The sequence below is a fragment of the Bartonella sp. A05 genome (genome assembly GCF_026930145.1).
Lineage (GTDB): Bacteria > Pseudomonadota > Alphaproteobacteria > Rhizobiales > Rhizobiaceae > Bartonella.
In genome coordinates this window covers 43,704-63,082 of sequence record NZ_JANHOJ010000005.1, presented here as the reverse complement: position 1 = coordinate 63,082, position 19,379 = coordinate 43,704, and the positions used below count along the sequence as shown (strand labels likewise).

12 protein-coding genes, 1 tRNA gene and 1 pseudogene are annotated in these 19,379 nt (G+C 35.9%); 6 read left to right on the top strand and 8 right to left on the bottom strand.

Annotated features, from left to right (window positions below; translation table 11 throughout):
* Nucleotides 1-66: 66 nt before the first annotated feature.
* From NPX98_RS05865 to NPX98_RS05840, 6 genes are all read right to left on the bottom strand, one after another.
* A complete protein-coding gene (locus NPX98_RS05865; protein WP_269023223.1) occupies nt 67-975 on the bottom strand; it encodes an abortive infection family protein in 909 nt (302 codons plus the stop codon).
* A 292-nt stretch (nt 976-1,267) separates the two neighbouring features.
* Nucleotides 1,268-3,091: a glutamine--fructose-6-phosphate transaminase (isomerizing) gene (gene glmS, locus NPX98_RS05860; protein ID WP_269023222.1), complete on the bottom strand. Its 1,824-nt coding sequence runs from the start codon at nt 3,089-3,091 to the stop codon at nt 1,268-1,270.
* Between the two features lie 165 nt (nt 3,092-3,256).
* The gene (gene glmU / locus NPX98_RS05855; protein ID WP_269023221.1) at nt 3,257-4,606 is read right to left on the bottom strand and encodes a bifunctional UDP-N-acetylglucosamine diphosphorylase/glucosamine-1-phosphate N-acetyltransferase GlmU; all 1,350 of its coding nucleotides are present in this window, start codon (nt 4,604-4,606) and stop codon (nt 3,257-3,259) included.
* 14 nt (nt 4,607-4,620) lie between these two features.
* Nucleotides 4,621-5,409 (bottom strand): cytochrome c biogenesis CcdA family protein, encoded by a 789-nt coding sequence (locus NPX98_RS05850; protein ID WP_269023220.1) that lies wholly within the window; start codon nt 5,407-5,409, stop codon nt 4,621-4,623.
* 56 nt (nt 5,410-5,465) lie between these two features.
* A complete protein-coding gene (locus NPX98_RS05845) occupies nt 5,466-6,485 on the bottom strand; it encodes a carboxypeptidase regulatory-like domain-containing protein (protein WP_442864475.1) in 1,020 nt (339 codons plus the stop codon).
* A gap of 19 nt (nt 6,486-6,504) precedes the next feature.
* Nucleotides 6,505-6,828: a HesB/IscA family protein gene (locus NPX98_RS05840; protein ID WP_269023218.1), complete on the bottom strand. Its 324-nt coding sequence runs from the start codon at nt 6,826-6,828 to the stop codon at nt 6,505-6,507.
* 108 nt (nt 6,829-6,936) lie between these two features.
* On the opposite strand from NPX98_RS05840, the gene NPX98_RS05835 reads away from it, so the two are divergent.
* The 4 genes from NPX98_RS05835 (at nt 6,937) to NPX98_RS05820 (ending at nt 14,313) form a co-directional block, all read left to right on the top strand.
* Nucleotides 6,937-8,166 (top strand): deoxyguanosinetriphosphate triphosphohydrolase, encoded by a 1,230-nt coding sequence (locus NPX98_RS05835; protein ID WP_269023217.1) that lies wholly within the window; start codon nt 6,937-6,939, stop codon nt 8,164-8,166.
* A 2-nt stretch (nt 8,167-8,168) separates the two neighbouring features.
* The gene (gene argS / locus NPX98_RS05830) at nt 8,169-9,926 is read left to right on the top strand and encodes an arginine--tRNA ligase (RefSeq protein ID WP_269023216.1); all 1,758 of its coding nucleotides are present in this window, start codon (nt 8,169-8,171) and stop codon (nt 9,924-9,926) included.
* An 89-nt stretch (nt 9,927-10,015) separates the two neighbouring features.
* A complete protein-coding gene (locus NPX98_RS05825) occupies nt 10,016-12,478 on the top strand; it encodes an SPOR domain-containing protein (protein WP_269023215.1) in 2,463 nt (820 codons plus the stop codon).
* Between the two features lie 728 nt (nt 12,479-13,206).
* On the top strand, nt 13,207-14,313 hold the full coding sequence (locus tag NPX98_RS05820; RefSeq protein WP_269023214.1) for a branched-chain amino acid aminotransferase: 1,107 nt from the start codon (nt 13,207-13,209) through the stop codon (nt 14,311-14,313).
* Between the two features lie 487 nt (nt 14,314-14,800).
* Here the strand turns inward: NPX98_RS05820 and glpX are convergent, their stop codons facing one another.
* The gene (glpX, locus tag NPX98_RS05815; RefSeq protein ID WP_269023213.1) at nt 14,801-15,790 is read right to left on the bottom strand and encodes a class II fructose-bisphosphatase; all 990 of its coding nucleotides are present in this window, start codon (nt 15,788-15,790) and stop codon (nt 14,801-14,803) included.
* Between the two features lie 172 nt (nt 15,791-15,962).
* Nucleotides 15,963-16,336: pseudogene (locus NPX98_RS05810) on the bottom strand (ACT domain-containing protein); the annotation flags it as partial.
* Between the two features lie 816 nt (nt 16,337-17,152).
* On the opposite strand from NPX98_RS05810, the gene NPX98_RS05805 reads away from it, so the two are divergent.
* Together NPX98_RS05805 and NPX98_RS05800 are read left to right on the top strand one after the other, a co-directional pair.
* Nucleotides 17,153-17,227 (top strand) — tRNA-Glu (locus NPX98_RS05805).
* Nucleotides 17,228-18,147: 920 nt separating this feature from the next.
* Complete coding sequence (locus NPX98_RS05800; protein WP_269023212.1) at nt 18,148-19,362, top strand: NADP-dependent isocitrate dehydrogenase; 1,215 nt, start codon at nt 18,148-18,150, stop codon at nt 19,360-19,362.
* Nucleotides 19,363-19,379 lie beyond the last annotated feature (17 nt).

Sequence of the window (19,379 nt, the reverse complement as noted above, 5' to 3'; positions counted from 1 at the left end):
GATTTTCAGCTTTAATTATTTTTTATAATTTCTGTAAAAAAGCATTTACCTTATCATACTGAAATATTATTTTTCTTCAGTTTCACCTAAAGACTTAGCCGAGTTCTCCTGTTTATCTCTTTCATCCCATGTTTCGAGAATAAATAAAGCTAAACTATGAGCAGCATTGACCGCAAATCTTGCCTCCCTTGGTTCTGGCTTATATCTTCTAATTCCTTGCCCATGTGCTGAACTTCCACTATTACGCAAAGTGGCAATTCCATTCACTACAGAAAACATACCTGAGATAATTTTCTTTAGACTATCTTCCTGCACCGACTTAGGATCAAATTTAAAATGCTTCGAAATAACTCCCCATAAAGAAATTAAACTTTGACTGCTTGGTAATTGTAGCTCCTTTTTTTCAATGTACGTTTTGCAAATTGATTCAATAATATTACTCGCAGCTGAAACAGCTTCTAATGGTTCAGAATCTACCTTTTTTAATGCTCTTTGAAATTCTTCATGAACAGATGGAATATTTTTACAACAAATAATCTCTTCTAACTCATTGCCAGATAAAAAACCACTAGACGGACGAGTAGAAACAATTCTACCCTGCTGATACACTAACCCGTATTGCCCTAAAGCATCTTCCAATGCTAATTTTAGTTTTTTTCTATTTCTATGTTGATTGCGTCTGAATTTTTGCGTGTCTGAAATATAATATTTTTTAGACATTTTTATGCGTTTTACTTGGAGTACATTCTCATAAAATGAGATAATTCCTCCTAATACATCTAGTGGTCGATTATGATGTTCATTTGTATATTTCAACCACTTTAGCACTTTATCTGCTTTATTCTTATAATCAGAGGGAGGATTACCACATGCACCAGCATCACGCAAAATCATATCGATATCATCATGAGATTCACAATTAAACATATGATTTGCTAATAACTCAATTATAGGGATAGGTATTTTTCGTGTCATAATTCCATCTTAATTCAATACAAACAAACCAAATAGCAGAATCTTCAAATAAAGCAGAGTAAGCCTTGCACTGTCATCGACAGCACACAACACAGCATAATCAGTTTTATTTTGAGAACTTGGATTGATTGATTATTGTTAGAGAATACTCTTAATACAAATACAAAAAAAATCCCCGCCACTTTTCAGAATAAATGTAACAAATTTCAAATAAAAATCAATGATATAACAAGCAATGACTAAGTATTATACATAATTATTTATAGCAACCATCAAAACAAAAAGTCATTGTTTATTCAACAGTGACTGATTTTGCCAAATTGCGCGGTTGATCCACATCTGTTCCCAATAAAACAGCTGTATGATAAGCGATAAGCTGAATGGGCAAAGCATAAATAATAGGTGCTATAAATTCTGGAATATCCGGTAAAATAATAGTCGACATGGCATCAAACTGTGTTGCCGCCGCTCCTCTTTTATCCGTTATCAAAATAATACGACCATTGCGCGCCGCGACTTCCTGCATATTGGAAAAAGTTTTCTCAAACCATCGATCATAAGGCGCAACAACAACAACCGGTATTGTTTCATCAACAAGCGCAATTGGTCCATGCTTCAACTCTCCTGCCGCATAACCTTCAGCGTGAATATAAGAGAGTTCCTTCAGTTTGAGTGCTCCCTCTAAAGCAATCGGATAAGAGGTACCTCGCCCAAGATAAAGAACACCTTTCACATGCATTAAATCACGACAAATTTGTTTAATTTGGTCATCACATTTCAAAACTTCATTCAAAATACGTGGGACTTCTGCTAACTGCTGAACCAATTGCTGTTCTTTGACCTCTGAGAGGAAACCACGTTGTTTCCCTGCACTAAGTGCTACCGCCGCAAGCGTCGATAATTGGCAAATAAAAGCTTTTGTTGACGCAACCCCAATTTCTGGCCCCGCTAATGTTGGAAAAACAAAATCAGCTTCTCTTGCCATTGTTGATTGCGTGACATTCACAATAGTTGCCGTCTTTACACCGCGATCACGACAATAGCGTAAAGATGCCAATGTATCCGCCGTTTCACCAGACTGAGAAACAAATACAGGCAACACATCTGCTGTTATAGGCGGCTCACGATAACGGAATTCTGAAGCCACATCATTATCAACACTTAAACCAGAAAAACTTTCAAACCAATAGCGCGCAACTAAAGTTGAATAATACGCAGTTCCACAGCTTGCGAATAGTAGTCGGTTAATATTGTTCCAATCAATCACATTTTCAAGCGGGCGAACTTTATAATTTACAAAATCAAGATAATGCACCAAATTATGAGAAATAACTTCAGGTTGTTCAAACATCTCCTTGCGCATGAAATGGCGGTGTTTTCCTTTAGAAACAAGCAAAGCCCCTTCAAATAATGTTGTAATCGGACGTTCTACAAACTGATTATCTGTATTATAAATTGTGACTCCTTCACGCGTGAGAACAGCCAAATCTCCATCTTCCATATAGCTTATGCGATCTGCAAATGGAGCTAAAGCAATTGCATCTGACCCTACAAAAAATTCATTCTCGCTATAACCAATTGCTAATGGCGGACCAGAGCGAACAGCAATCATAAGGTTATCTTCACCCTCAAAAATGAGAGCCATAGCAAAAGCACCCTGTAATCTTTTCCAACTTGTACGTGTTGCTTCCTGCGGAGAAAGACCGCTTTTCAACGCGCGCGTAATTAAATGAGCAATAACTTCCGTATCGGTTTCTGTTTCAAAGGTATAACCGTCCTCAATGAGCTCTTTTTGCAATTCTACAAAATTTTCAATAATCCCATTATGAACAACCGCAAGCCGTTCAGTCATATGAGGATGCGCATTCCGCTCTACCGCAACGCCATGTGTCGCCCAGCGCGTATGACCAATTCCTAAGCAACCTTCCAAAGGTATTTTTTTAAGTTTTTCTTCTAAATGAACTAACTTCCCTTCAGCTCGAATACGATGAAGGCATCCATTATGTACCGTTGCTAACCCAGATGAATCATACCCTCTATATTCAAGGCGTTTTAAACCGTCAACCAAATAGGATGCAACAGATTTATTTCCAAGAATTCCGATAATTCCACACATTAGAAAGCTCCCATCACATCCCGGATTATAATAGACTCATAAAATAATCAAATGACCTTCATTCAAGATCTTAAACAGCTATATGAACCGAATACGGTAAATAATCATTAAAAGGATAAACCTTTTTAAATCACTATAAAATCGGGAAAGATAAACTGAAAACAATTACTTCTTTGGTTTATTTGCCGATAACCGCGCACGTAATTTCGTTGCACCATTCTCTTTTATCACCTGTCGTGCACGCCCAAAAGCAATACTATTCATAGGAACATTTTCAGTAATAACACTACCCGAAGCAATATAAGACCCATTCTCTATGACCAATGGAGCGACAAGCGCTGAATTAGAACCAATAAAGGCATTATCACCAATTACCGTTTTATATTTATTAAAGCCATCATAATTACACGTAATTGTACCCGCTCCAATATTGGTATTCACGCCAATATCTGCATCACCAATATAACTCAAATGATTAATTTTGGCTGATTTTCCTATTTTTGCTTGTTTAATTTCACAAAAATTTCCAACCTTAACGGACTGTGCCAACTCTGTTCCCGGACGCAAACGCGCATAAGGCCCAATCTGCGCATCCGCACCAATAACAGCTCCCTCTAAATAACTAAATGCATGAATAACTGCACCAGATTCTACTTTTACCCCCGGCCCAAAATAAACATTTGGCTCAATCACAACACCTGCTGCAATATCCGTATCATAAGAGAAATAAACACTTTCTGGCCTAAGGACCGTAACACCGGATAACATCAAATTACGCGCTTTACGCTTTTGCCATAATGCATCAGTTTTGCAAAGATCAAGGCAGTTATTAACCCCTAAAACATTATCAAAAGGCACTTCAACGATTCGAACATCCAGCCCCTCACGCGATGCAATAGAAACAATATCAGTCAGGTAATACTCTCGCTTCATATTGTTATTATTAATCTTATCTAAAAGAGAAAGTGCATATTTCCCATTAATGGCCATTATTCCACCATTACAAAAAGAAATCGTTTTCTCTTCATCGCTTGCATCTTTTTCTTCCACGATAGCGACAAATTGACCATTTTTTTCGATAAGACGCCCATAACCCGTTGGATCAGAAGCATAAAAACCAGCTACCACGATATCTGCTCCCGAAGCTAACTGCGCGCGCATTCGAGTCAATGTATCTTGCTCAATCAAAGGAGTATCACCAAAAACAACAACAACATCATCAACCCCTTTTTGCAAAGCTGACCGAGCAGATAAAACAGCATGAGCAGTCCCTAAACGTTCTTTTTGCTCAAAAATCATCGCATTTTTTCTAAATGATTGTACAACTTTAGTAACTTCTTCTGCACCAGCTCCTACAACCACCGCTAATTGTGAAAATCCAGCCAACTCTATTTGACTCATGACGTGACATATAAGCGGCAGACCAGCTATTTTATGAAGAACCTTAGGGAGCGATGACTTCATACGCGTTCCCTCACCTGCTGCGAGAACAATAAAAAGACAATTTCTAACCATAAAAACACATAAAATTAACGAGAAAATCCAAAAAAGTTTTTAATATCATTCCAACCAATAGATTCAACATTAGCCAACGAAGGATAATTTTCTAGAATCCAAAATGAAAAATCCTGCATAGAACCCGTTAAAAACAAAATACCTGTAACAACTAGAAGAATACCTATAATTTTTTCAACTTTTCCCAAATGAACTCGAAAAGCTCGTAGAAATCTCATAAAGCTACTTGAAAATAAAGCTGCTAATATAAAGGGTACTGCAAGACCCAATGAATAAACCCCTAAGAGCAAAGCACCCTCAATCACCGTTTCTTTTGTTCCCGCAAGCGTTATAATAGGCCCCAAAATCGGACCAATACACGGTGTCCAACCAAATGCAAAAGCCAAACCAATAACATAAGCTCCCAAAGGCCCAGCAGGTGTTTTGCGCGTTTGAAAACGTGCCTCACGAGATAAAATATTAATCCTGAAAATGCCTAAAAAATTTAAACCAAAAATAATAATGATAATTCCAGCAGCAATAGCAAACCAGTCGCGATAATAACTCATGAATTTTCCAATTGTGCTCGCGCTTGCACCCAGCGAGATAAAAACAGTTGAAAAACCAAGAACAAAAGCAATAACAGCAGATAAAAGCGCTAAGCGAATGGATGCATTCCCATTTTGTTTCGCCGAACGAAAGTCATCAACACTAACACCCGCCATATAGCATAAATAAGGAGGAACTAACGGTAAAACACATGGTGATAAAAAAGACAATGCACCAGCAAAAAACACACTAAATGTTGAAAATTCTACTATCAAAACTCTACTTTCATTTTTTAATATGGCTGATTACAACTGATACGCACAAATGGCCATTAATTGATTGTTTCATCGAATCTTTGTAGATTTTGTGCATTGGCCACGACATTTATATCTTCATCACGTCCAGAGACTACGGAAAAAGCCTTTTGATAAATTTGATCTTTATTTTTAGCAATCGCAATATATTCTCCTTCTAATAACACAAGAGAAACATACGCTCCAACCGTTTCATAAATGATATCACCAGAGTTATTCGTAATAGACCAACTCGTATCTGCCAATGCCTCTCTCCCTTCTTGACGTACCAGCTTTAACACAATTTGAGCCGCTTGATGCTGAAGAGTTATTTCGCTAATTTTACCTGCATCTACTTGGATATCCGAACGTATAATAGCATTGATTGCACCATAATGAGAAACAACATGGTAATGACCAGCTTTCAAACGCACAATTGACTGAGGCTTAACATTTGATAAAATGACACCGGTATCATCATTTTCATTTTCATCCTCATATATGGTAAAACGCAATTCTTTTTCGTTTATTGTACCATTAAGCAATGTACTGTTAAAAATAACACCACCTGCATTAAGATTAAAATTTTTGACAATCCTCTGTCCTCTTTCTAAGTTTACACGGTGCACCGCGCTTGCATGACCGAATGAAACATGAACAAGATAGCTTCCTGCTTCTAAATCAAAATGCGCAGACCCCCCTTCAAAAGCCGCAATCAATGGCAATTTATTATTAATCCCTAAGACAGGAGCATAAATCTGCCACACCAACCCTTTCATAATGTTTCCACTGTCACTCGTTAATTGAGCATGCAATCTCAATTGAGCCAGAGAATGCGAGTTATCCTTTTCATACTTGTGCGTGTGAGAATGTATAATAGGACTTTCTGATTGCGTGCGTTTATAGCTTGGAAGTTTCTTTTCCTCAGAAAATGCGCAACTGCCCCACATCAATAAAACAAGCGTCACACTAAACTGCAAAATTTGTCGCGATATTTTTTTTATAACAATTCTCATTTTTATATTGTTGACCAAAGCGACAATCTTTTCAAGGAGCAATATTGTTAAAGTTACTCTTCTAAATTGAAAAACTAACACCACAACCACATGACGAAGTAATGTTAGGATTACGAATCTGGAAAAACTGCCCCATAAGATCATCAACAAAATCAATCTCAGCTCCATCCATGAAAGGAAGAGATATCGAATCAATCAATATAATCGCTCCATCTTTTTGAATAATGAGATCATCTTCTTTACTTTCAGAGACCAAATCATACTTATAAGAGAAACCCGAACACCCACCTCCTTCAACGGAAATACGTAATGCCATTTTATCAGGTTCACTTGAAAGTATCTGGACAATCCGCTTGGCAGCAGAATCTGAAATATTTACATTCATTTTTCATATATCCTTGCATCAAACTGTCAAGAGAGAGTATCCCAAATAAATAAAACTCTGTTAACAACAAACTGATTCTAATTTTAAGATGAGAATGAATAGCTTGCAATGGATATGAACAATATCAATTATAATTACCAATCTCGATCGGTATATAGCACCAATCCACAAACAAGTCGCGGCAGATTATTTTATGAAGGTGAGAAAGCTACGCGTACGCCTTTTCAGCGAGATCGAGATCGGATTATTCATTCGAATGCATTTCGACGTCTAAAACATAAAACTCAAGTATTTATTGCCGATGAAAGCGATCACTATCGCACACGACTCACTCATTCGATCGAAGTTTCCCAAATTGCACGTACATTAGCTCGTGCATTATGTCTTGACGAAGATCTTGCCGAAGCTATCGCACTCGCTCACGACCTTGGGCATACACCTTTCGGTCACGCAGGAGAAGATGCTCTTAATGAAGCAATGGCCTCTTATGGTAACTTTAATCATAATACACAAACGTTACGCATTATCACTAAACTTGAAGAACGTTATCCAAACTTTGATGGACTTAATCTAACTTGGGAAACACTCGAAGGAATCGTAAAGCATAACGGTCCTCTTTTAGGCCCTTATTCCAATAATAAAGCTGTTCCTATCGATATTCTACAATATAACGAACAACACGATCTCGAGCTTGATTGTTTTGCAGGACTAGAAGCACAATGTGCAGCTATTGCTGATGATATTGCTTATAATGCTCATGATATTGATGATGGTTTACGTTCGCAGTTTTTAACAATAAGTCAGTTTGAAGAAATTTCGCTAACTGATTCATTATTAAAAGATATAGATCAAGAACATCCACGGCTTGATCAAACTCGGCGCGGCTATAAACTAGTGCGGAGACAAATAGAAATCATGGTCGAAGATGTGATCGAACAATCACAAAAAAACTTAGCACTCATCAAACCAACAAGTACAAGCGATGTTCATCAAGCAGGGCAAGCTATTGTTACCTTTTCTCCAATGATGGCCATTTTAGAAAAACAGCTAAAAGATTTTCTCTTTAAAAATCTCTATTATAATGCCCAAGTTCTCCCTCGTCGAAATGAAGCTAAACGCATTGTACTAGAACTATTCGACTGTTATCATAAAAATCCAAACTTAATGCCTGAAAGCTGGTATATCAAGACAATGCATTTAACAAACCAGGAACTGGTGCGTCTCATTGCTGATTTTCTCTCTGGTATGACTGACAATTATGCTTTACGTGAATATCATCGATTATTTGGTCATACAGATGATTTTGTTTCATTGATTTCAAATAAGCATGGAATTTGAATATGAATGTATTTAAAGATTTCGAGAAAAAGATTAAAAAATTACTAGAATTATCTGACATAAAAGAGAAAAATGGAGGGAATTTGGATTTATCCAAAATCACTGTTGATCCTCCGCGCGATTCCTCACATGGTGATTTATCAACCAATGCTGCTATGGTATTAGCAAAATCCGTTGGACTTAATCCACGTGTCCTTGCAGAAAAAATCGTAAAGCTTTTAAAAAATGATGTGTCCATTGACTATATTAATGTTGCTGGTCCTGGATTTATCAATATCAAGTTTACCAATTCATTTTGGCATAATGTCTTAAAATCAATGATTGAAAAAGGTATAGACTATGGTCGTATCCCTATAGGACAAGGCAAACGAGTCAATGTTGAGTATGTATCTGCAAATCCAACCGGTCCAATGCATGTTGGGCATTGTCGCGGTGCTGTCATCGGGGATGTTCTTTCTAACTTACTTAAATTCGTTGGCTATAATATTACAAAAGAATATTATATCAATGATGCTGGTGGACAAATTGAAATACTCGCCCATTCTGTACTCTTGCGCTATCGCGAAGCGCTTGGACAAACTATCAATGAAATTCCTGAAGGGCTTTATCCTGGTGAATATCTGGTACCATTGGGGCAATTGCTCGCGAAAGAGTTCGGTGATCAATTGCTTACAATGGATAAAGATGAGGCTTTATCTATAGTGAAAGATCGAGCAGTCGATGCTATGATGGCTATGATTCGTGAAGATTTAGATTCTCTTAATATTCATCATAATGTCTTTTTTTCTGAACGAATGCTTTATGCAAATGATGCGCAAGCCATTCGTAGTACAATTAATGATCTCACTTTAAATGGTTATGTCTATAAAGGAACTCTACCACCACCAAAAGGACAAAACGTTGAAGATTGGGAACCAAACGAACAGACCTTGTTCCGTTCAACCAATATCGGAGATGAACAAGACCGTGTTTTAATTAAATCCGATGGCTCTTATACTTATTTTGCTGCCGATGTTGCTTATTTTCGAGATAAATTCCATCGTCATTTTGATGAGATGATTTATATTCTAGGTGCAGATCATGCGGGGTATGTAAAACGCCTAGAAGCAATGGCTAAAGCCGTTTCTGGCAATAAAGCCAAATTAACAGTCTTCTTATGTCAATTGGTAAAACTCTTCCGCAACGGACAACCTGTACGCATGTCCAAAAGGGCAGGATCGTTCGTCACACTTCGCGATGTTGTGGAAGAAGTTGGCTGTGATCCAGTGCGTTTCATGATGCTTTACCGTAAGTGTGAAGCACCTCTTGATTTTGATTTTGTAAAAGTGACAGAACAATCAAAAGATAACCCTATTTTCTATGTACAATATGCAAGTGCACGTTGTCATTCAGTCTTTCGACAAGCGCAAGAGAATCTTTTTATTGAAAATCTTTCAAACGACACAATGATTGCGCATATTGATCGATTGACAGATGATAGCGAAATATCATTAATACGCAAACTTTCAGAATATCCACGCATCATTGAACAAGCTGCCATTTATAAAGAACCACATAGATTAGCGTTTTATCTTTATGATCTTGCTTCAAGTTTCCATGGACATTGGAATAAGGGCAATGACAATCCAGATTTACGCTTTGTCAAGCTTGATGATAAGGAGCTATCATTGGCCAGATTGGGTTTAATTCAAGCTATTATTAATATTTTATCATCCGGGCTTACAATTGTGGGCGTAAAAGCACCAGTAGAAATGCGTTGAAAAAGTTCTTTAAATACATAAAATAAGTACTTTAGTAAGAATAACTGACAGTCTATTGTACTCAAATACAGATCCATGTGAGAAAAACTATGAGCGATAATGATCGCAAAAATCCATACAAAACAAAACAAGATCATAAACCTTATGATCCTTTGAAGGAAGCTGTGCGCATTTTGAGTTCAAATCAGCAGAACAAAAATGAAGACTCTCATTCTTCTTTGAAACCTGACTATTCAAATTCCCAAGTTTCTGGAACTTCATTCAGAAATGATGATTTTGATTTATCGTTTCTAGAAACTAAGCCTGAAAATAATTTACTTGCTGAGTTGCCATTTTGTGATCACGAGAAACCATTGGATTTACGATCAAACATCAGCGTCTCAAATTCAATGGAAATGGCAGCAGCCACTGCTTCCAATCGCCCAGATAAAAACTGTTTTTCACCTGAAACTAAATACTATTCCCCTTTCAATGATGATGAAGAGCAAATTTTAAATGCACTCTCTCCACTACCCATTCAAAAAAATAGCTTTGATGCACAAAGTAATATAGCTTCTGAAACGCAGTATGAACAAACTAAGCCTTTTTTACAAACAAATGTGCAACAGTTGGATGCTTTGCATATACAACAAAGCTGCAATAATAAGCAGAATTCCTCCGTTCCGCCTGCAAATTCCCCATATGAGATACCAGTTATTCAAAAAAATTTGGTTAACAGTCCCAACATACAGAAATCCTACACAGCAACAAATACTTCTTCTGTATTTTCTGATGCAATTTCAAATAAAAATGAGACTGCAAAAAATGAATCAGCAGATGTCTTATCCACTCTAGATTCTAACCAAATCGATAAGCTGTTTAATCTAAAACAATTTTCCACAGAAAAGCATCCTATTGATTATACAAAACTCGATGAACAGGAATCTTTACAACAAGGCGACAGTTCTAAAACAAACCAGAAATATAGTGCTGTTCAAGTCCAACATTTTGATAATGATGTGCATAATATCGAAAATATTTTTGATACACACCATGAACGTGAGATTCAATATAATCAAAGTAATTTGAATTATACACGTACGCCATCAGAAATTGTTAATCCTAAACAGGCGGATAATTTTTCTGCACATAACGACACTCACGATAACAGTTCTCCCCCAGATGTTAATACCTTTAAATTTGCAGAGGAAATTGTAGAAAAAACTGAGCCAATTACGGGTTCGGAAATTTCATATAAAGCATCAAAATATGATATATCTGCTCATAGCATTGAAAAAGAATTTGCTGATGTATTCAATGTGGGAAATGTCTCAGAAGAGAATTTTTTGCAGCAACAACCAAATGAAACTTTTGATGAAATTTCTCAGAAACCCAAGCAAAATTCAACAGAAGACTCATATATCAATGAACACGATGCTAGACATTATTCCACGGATAGCGAGGAATATTACTCTTATTCTTCTGCCAAGGATCTGCAATTTGAATGGAACGATGAAATATCTGACGATCTATCAAAAGCTCCATCCTCACAAAATTTTACGATCAGAAAAATTCTTACCGGAAGTGCTTTTCTTCTTATCTTGATAGCTATCAGCTATTTTGTCTATGCTTGTTTTCTCATGCCATCACACGAAAATGGGGAACCGCTCATTATCCATGCTGATAATGCGCCTTTTAAAACGAAACCAGAAATAATAGAAACTGAAAGTAATGTTACCCATGACTTAGATGTTTATAAACAAACCCATAACTTAAATGTTTATAAACAGATAACCGAACAAAATAAAAAGACAAAAAATACACAATCATTTCTTGTTGATAATTCTGAAACTCCTGAAGATCTAATAGAATTAAATAAACAAATATCAAAAAGCGCTCCATCTTCCTCCCTTAATGGATCTGATGTTGAAGATGCAATCACTGCAGCCATCGATCGTGTTATCCCAACACGAGAAGTTCAAAGCATTATTGTGAAACCAGATGGTACACCCGTCCTTGTACCAGCTCATCTTACAAATGAACAACCTGTAAATTACCCTGAAGTAACTGATAAAATAACAATAGATCAGCTTCCAAATAGATCCTCAGCTCCTTCACAATCGGCAAATATAAACAGTGGAGAAATAGAGCATAACCTCTCAACGGATATTACTAAAATTATAGCAGAAAACACTTCTATTTCTAATATTGAAAAAAAAACTGCCAATGTGTCTATTCCAATTCCTTCATCTGTTAAATACAGTTCAAATACGCAAACACCAATTGCATCTCAACCAAATACATCAGCACATATAACAACGCAAAATTCAGAAAATTACTATGTGCAACTTTCATCTAACCCAACATCTGATTTGGCTAATGCTTCTGTGAAAAAAATAAAGTCTAAATTGGGATTCCTTATCGGCACTCGTCCTTTAAATATTCATTCCGCTTTCATAGAAGGAAAAGGTACTTATTATCGTGTGCGTATTCCAACTCAAAACCGCAATGAAGCTATAAAGCTCTGTGAAGAGATCAAAAAATCTGGAGAAAGCTGCTTTATCACACGTTAAATCAATACAGCAACATCTGCTAAAACCGTCACGATCATTTCTGTTACCAATTAATCTTTTGATGAGATCAGATATTAAAAGCGTACAAGTTTTTTGGAATTTGAAATCATTTTGCGTCTTTTATCTGTATTAAATTGATTTCTTATTTAAAATTTTCTTTGCAGATAATGGAAATGTCGCATTTCTATAGGATATTGGAAGCATTGTATCTTAAATTGTTTCAGATTCGTTGCTATTGGATTCGCTTCAGTAACAATTATAATTTCGAGTATATATTTTTTATGATCTTTCAAACAAAAATCCTCAAAATCAAAAAAATAACCCCAATAATAATGAGTAAAAATAATAGCGAAAACACCTTGTAATTACTGATTATATCATTTACCAATCCCTCTGTTCTTTAGTTAGACGATGCGCATATATTGAAGTTCTAATTTCCTTTCTCAATTCCCTTATGTATCATCTCTAAGTGATATGCTTATTCAAAGAATTTTTTATTTCAGAGAACGATTTTGCATTTACAAATAGTTTAGAAAAATCAATCATATCCATAAGCAAAATCATGAAAATATAATTTTCAAAAAAATCCACCAATAGTCTTTAATCTAAATCTTGTAATAAAATATTGACATGAAAGAACTGCTAATCATAATTTACAATAAAAGTATCTTGCCATCTTTTAATAAAAAATAGGTGGACATTAAGCACCATCTTAGAAGGTTTTATTTATGAAGTCTTTTACCTCAACACTTCCATTTAAAATAGAAAAACATCCATCACCTCTCTCAGACCAAGAACGTGAAAAAATTTTAAAAAATCCTGGTTTTGGTCAATTTTTTACAGACCATATGGTTATTATTCAATGGACTGAAAACAAAGGTTGGCATAGTGCAGTGATTTCTCCATACAAACCTTTAAAAATTAACCCATCAAGTACCGTTTTGCATTATGCGCAAGGAATTTTTGAAGGTTTAAAAGCATATCGCGCAAAAGATGGGCGTATTTTATTATTTCGTCCCAATGCTAACGCACAGCGTTTCATAGAATCTGCAAAACGATTAGCTATGCCTGAATTACCAGAAGACATCTTTTTGGATGCGGTTAGTCAATTGGTCAAAATTGATCAAAAGTGGGTTCCTAATAGTTCCAATGCTAGTCTCTATATACGTCCGTTTATGTTTGGCAATGAAAGTATCTTAAAAGTCCACCCTGCTCGAGAGCATATGTTCTGTATCATAGCATCTCCTGTTGAATCATATTTCACAGGAGAAGAAAAAGCTATTAGTGTATGGGTTGAAATGGACTATAGTCGCGCAGGACCAGGCGGTACAGGATCTGTTAAATGTGGTGGAAACTATGCAGCAGGCTTACTTGCGCAAAACAATGCAGCCAACAATAATTGTACTCAAGTGCTTTTTCTTGATATGGTGGAACATAAGTGGATTGAAGAACTCAGCGGTATGAATGTTTGCTTCATTCTGGAAAATAATACACTTGTAACACCTGCACTGAATGGAACTATCCTTCCAGGAATAACGCGTCATTCAATTTTGCAGTTAGCCCAACAAATGGGTTTAACAGTAGAAGAACGTCCTTATTCTTTTGAAGAAATAAAAACAGATGCCAAAAATAATCAACTCAAAGAAGCTTTTGCCTGTGGAACTGCGGCTGTTATTACATCAATCGGTCGGTTTAAATATAAAGATGGAGAATTTGTTGTTGGAGATGGAATGATTGGTAAAGTGACAGAACAACTTCGCACACAACTCGTTGATCTTCACACAGGAAATACAGAAGATAAAAATGGTTGGGTGTACTCCGTTCAACTATCATAACGATCAATAAAGAATACCTTTAAAATTCATTAAAAAATTTGACAGGAGCACATTTTACGAAATAGCGCTCCTTTATTTTTCATCATAATAACTAAAAACAATCTTTTTTATGTAGATAATTAAAAAGCTTTCTTACCTATCCCAGCAACAAAGTTTTTTTTATGAACAATTAAGTGTTCCTGATTATGATTTCTATTAAGGAATCAACTAAACTTTTCACGATTTAAATAGGGCAATATATTATAATAAAGATAGTATAATATATGATTATCTATAATCCTTAACTATCAAATACAGTTCGTGTAGAGCAATCAGCGAATCCCTAGAATAGATCACTAAATTGCTCTTGTAACGAATGAATTATTCCATTCATTGCTTTTATTCTACTCTAGCTGCTTCTTCTCTTAGTTATCTGGTGAAACTCCACAATCGTCGAATGTGCGTCATCATATCCTGATTATAACTCATTTATCTTATTATGCATTGGTCAATCAAATTTTGACTGATCTCTATGCTGCGCTTTAATATGACGAACCGTGCCAGTATGTGAACGCATCACGATTGTTTCTGTCTGAATATGATCACGTGCAAATTTAACACCGGAAAGCATATTGCCATCAGTCACACCCGTTGCGGCAAATAAGACATCCCCCTTAACCATTTCTTCCATTGTATAAGCCTTATTGGGATCATTAATTCCCATTTTAGCAGCGCGCGCAATTTTTTCCTCTGTATCAAGCTGTAAACGCCCTTGCATCTGCCCACCAATACAACGCAAAGCTGCCGCAGCCAAAACACCCTCTGGTGCTCCACCAATACCCATATAGAGATCAATACCCGTCTCATCTGGATCAGTTGTATGAATAACAGCAGCAACATCACCATCACCAATCAAGCGGATTGACGCACCCGTTGCACGTATTTCATCAATTAGTTTTACATGGCGAGGCCGATCCATCATGCAAACGGTAATTTGATTCATAGCCACTCCCTTAGCTTTTGCAAGAGCATGAATATTATCCGCAGGCTTAGCATCTATATCAACCAAACCCTTCGGATAGCCCGGACCAATGGCTATTTTTTCCATATAGACATCAGGAGCATAAAGTAAGTTACCCTTTTCAGCGATTGCAACCACTGCAAGCGAATTGGCAAGATTTTTAGCGCAAATCGTCGTCCCTTCGAGTGGATCAAGTGCAATATCAACCGCCAAACCATTTTGAAGCCCTACTTTTTCTCCAATATAAAGCATAGGAGCTTCATCGCGTTCACCTTCGCCAATGACAACCGTACCATTAATAGGCAAACGATTAAGTTCCTGACGCATTGCATCAACAGCAGCCTGGTCAGCTGCTTTTTCATCTCCACGCCCTCGCCAGCGTGCAGCTGCAACAGCAGCACGTTCAGTCACTCGGACTAATTCAAGCGTTAGAATACGATCAAGTCCATTTAAAATCTTCTGTGTTAATTTGGGCATATGAAAGCTCCTACTGAATTAGTATTTAAAAAAAACATTGGCATTCATTGCCAAATATCAACAATAGAGCTTTTCGCAAAGATGAGAGCTTTCTACAAGAAAAAACAATCAGATTTTTTTAATCATTATAAAATAAATTTCTACAAGTTTGTATCATACACTCGATATAGGCTTACACCATACGTTCAATACGGATAAATTGAGATTTTGCAATAATATGACTATCTTTTGCAATTTCTGCAAGTGCTTGCTGTACATTCAATTCCGTTATTAGATAATTGTTTTCGTTCCTACCATTTGATCTTCTACAAAAGGCCTTTGAACAATAGATTCTAATGATATCTCATTGTCCGCCATATGCCTTGCAACTGTTGCAAAAACACCAGCGCGATCAGGAACATTCAAACGAATAAAATACCCATCTGCATGGTTACCAATACAAGCTTTTTTATAAGAAGACAATGCATTCGTCACACCATGAATCCGTACAATCACAAATGACGTTGCTTCCATTGTGAGATGAACACATTGCTCAATTCCACGATCGCGATTCTTATCACGTGCATTAACAGCAACAACTGTAATTGGTCGCCGCATTAGCAAACCAAACTCTTTGCTTTTTCGCGTAAAATCCGAATAACTGAAGTGCCGAGCATATCAAGGTTCACAATGCTAATTTTTAAAGCTTCTGTCATCGTTTAAACTATCTACCTCTTATCTCAGTTTCTCCATTGCAAAAATGTTCTAAATTACACGAAACTTGATACAAATAGTGCTTATTTCAACCAAACGATACAAATATAATCACTTTGCTATACACACAAAAAATTGCTTCTAGCACAACAATATTTTTCCATGCAATCAAAAGCTTTAAAGAGGCAGACTATTGATATTTTTCTAAAATTAAGAACTAATATCAATAATTTAGCTTCAAAGACTAAAAATTGCTAGCAAGTATGAAAAGCTCTCAATCATTAAATTGCATCACTTTTATAAATCTCTTAAACCATTGCAATATCAGAATTGTCAGGCAGCAATAGAAGAAAACTATAAGGTTATGTCTAAATCAATAATATTATCTCTCTCCACTCACACCACAACTTCTAGATAATGAACTTATTCAGTTACAAAAAGAATTATTGATTTCCACTCTTCTCAATCTATCGCAGCACTTGCACAACTTCACGATACACATCTTTTTTTCTTTAAATAAATCAAACGAATTTGCTGTCCTTAATTAAATACACAAATAATTGAATCAAAATCGTAAATAATTTAATCAAATTGCGTTTTTTTTAAAAAAAATTACTTATAGGACTTGCTAAGTAAAAAGATCATCTCTATAAGCCTCATCATTGGTTTGCGCCCATCGTCTAGCGGTTAGGACATCGCCCTTTCACGGCGGAAACAGGGGTTCGATTCCCCTTGGGCGTACCAAGTTATTTTTCTCAAATATCTAGTCTTTTGAATTTTATGGATCTTTTCAAAAAAGAGATATGAAAATAGTTAAAGAATAAGGTTTTTAGCTTTATTTATGAGGCTTATAAAATCATCCTGAAATTAATATACATTTTATTTTAAGAACAGAAACTATTGTTTAGTGTATTGCAATAGCGGTAGCCTTTAAAGCGATGATCCAAAGCACAAATAACTTAGACATTGAAATCTAATTAAGATATTGCTTATGCTGCATTGTATTTGAATAACATTAATTTACGCGCGAATGTGCATTGTTGTGTTTATGTATGAAAATCAAATAGTTAATCACATTATCTTATAAAGATTCTTCTCTTAAACTGCCATTTAATATTTGTAACCAAACATGCCACAAAGCCTCATCCTAAAAAGCAATTAAAATATCCAAACTATGTCAGGATTCTTAAGTCTTTATTTGTTTGCTTCCATCTGTTTTAAATACAGGAAAAGTTAAGGTAAAAACTAAGAAAAAACAAAATATTAAATTATTATATTTATTAATTACTTCATATCACGTAACACATGTGATTTATTCTGTACTTTATGTAGTGTCAAAATCAAAAATGATTCTACGCAAAGCACAATATCTCTGTATAAAATTACAAATATTTACCGAAAAACAATTTCTTATGATATTATCCTAAACTCAAACTTGCAAAGAATCAGTATCAATTAAAGATCATATACCTGCATAAATCGCTGAAAATAAGCTTGATTCTCTATTAAAAACTAAGAATTGCACCATAGCTGGTTTATATATTCAATGGTTTCTTTCATTGTGAATTTTAGCACCTATTAGCTATCTCTGTTTTTACTTTTCATTATAAACCTAAAAGTGCTATAGCAAGTAATATCACTTATAAATAAAAAAGGGACTTCTGATGGCAAAAATCAAAGTGGCAAATCCTGTTGTGGAAATCGACGGCGATGAAATGACTCGTATCATCTGGAAATATATTAAAAACAAATTGATCCATCCCTATCTCGACATTGATCTCAAATATTATGACCTTTCCATTGAAAACAGAGACGCAACTAACGATCAAATAACGATCGATTCTGCAAATGCTATCAAAAAATATGGAGTTGGTATAAAATGTGCCACTATTACTCCTGATGAAACACGCGTTAAAGAATTTAACTTAAAAAAAATGTGGAAATCACCAAATGGTACAATCCGCAATATTTTAGGAGGCGTTATTTTTCGTGAACCCATCGTGTGTAAAAATGTCCCACGCCTAGTACCCGGATGGACAAAACCAATTATTGTCGGGCGTCATGCTTTTGGTGATCAGTATAAGGCAACAGATTTCAAATTTCCAGACAAAGGAAAACTAAGCATAAAATTTGTCGGCGATGATGGTCAAGTCATTGAACATGATGTTTTTGATGCTCCAAGTGCGGGAATTGCTATGGCCATGTACAATCTTGATGATTCAATCCGTGACTTTGCACGTGCATCCTTCAATTATGGTTTACAACGGAATGTTCCTGTCTATCTTTCAACAAAAAACACCATTCTAAAAGCATATGATGGCCGTTTCAAAGATATCTTTCAAGAAATCTTTGATGCAGAATTTAAAACAGAATTTGAAAATCGTAAATTATATTACGAACATCGCCTGATTGATGATATGGTCGCTTGTGCACTTAAATGGTCAGGAGGGTATGTCTGGGCATGTAAAAACTATGATGGTGACGTGCAGTCTGATATCGTTGCTCAAGGCTTTGGTTCCCTTGGTCTCATGACCTCTGTTCTCATGACACCAAACGGAGAAACTGTTGAAGCAGAAGCTGCACATGGTACAGTAACACGCCATTACCGTCAGCATCAAAAAGGTGAAGAAACATCAACAAATTCTATTGCTTCTATTTTTGCATGGACGCGTGGATTAGCACATCGTGCCAAACTTGATAACAATGAGAAATTAAAAAATTTTTCCTCAACACTAGAAAAAGTTTGCATTGATACCGTCGAAGAAGGTTTTATGACAAAAGATCTCGCACTTTTAATAGGGCCTGAACAAAAATGGCTTTCCACTACAGGATTCCTTGACAAAATTAATGAAAACCTAAAAAAAGCAATCATCGATTAATATAATTTAAGTTCTCA

Coding starts and splice junctions, on each gene's coding strand:
- NPX98_RS05865 (WP_269023223.1), bottom strand. CDS start 975: ATGACACGAAAAATACCTATCCCTATAATTGAGTTATTAGCAAATCAT.
- glmS (WP_269023222.1), bottom strand. CDS start 3,091: ATGTGTGGAATTATCGGAATTCTTGGAAATAAATCTGTTGCATCCTAT.
- glmU (WP_269023221.1), bottom strand. CDS start 4,606: ATGGTTAGAAATTGTCTTTTTATTGTTCTCGCAGCAGGTGAGGGAACG.
- NPX98_RS05840 (WP_269023218.1), bottom strand. CDS start 6,828: ATGAATGTAAATATTTCAGATTCTGCTGCCAAGCGGATTGTCCAGATA.
- NPX98_RS05835 (WP_269023217.1), top strand. CDS start 6,937: ATGGATATGAACAATATCAATTATAATTACCAATCTCGATCGGTATAT.
- argS (WP_269023216.1), top strand. CDS start 8,169: ATGAATGTATTTAAAGATTTCGAGAAAAAGATTAAAAAATTACTAGAA.
- NPX98_RS05825 (WP_269023215.1), top strand. CDS start 10,016: ATGAGCGATAATGATCGCAAAAATCCATACAAAACAAAACAAGATCAT.
- NPX98_RS05820 (WP_269023214.1), top strand. CDS start 13,207: ATGAAGTCTTTTACCTCAACACTTCCATTTAAAATAGAAAAACATCCA.
- glpX (WP_269023213.1), bottom strand. CDS start 15,790: ATGCCCAAATTAACACAGAAGATTTTAAATGGACTTGATCGTATTCTA.
- NPX98_RS05800 (WP_269023212.1), top strand. CDS start 18,148: ATGGCAAAAATCAAAGTGGCAAATCCTGTTGTGGAAATCGACGGCGAT.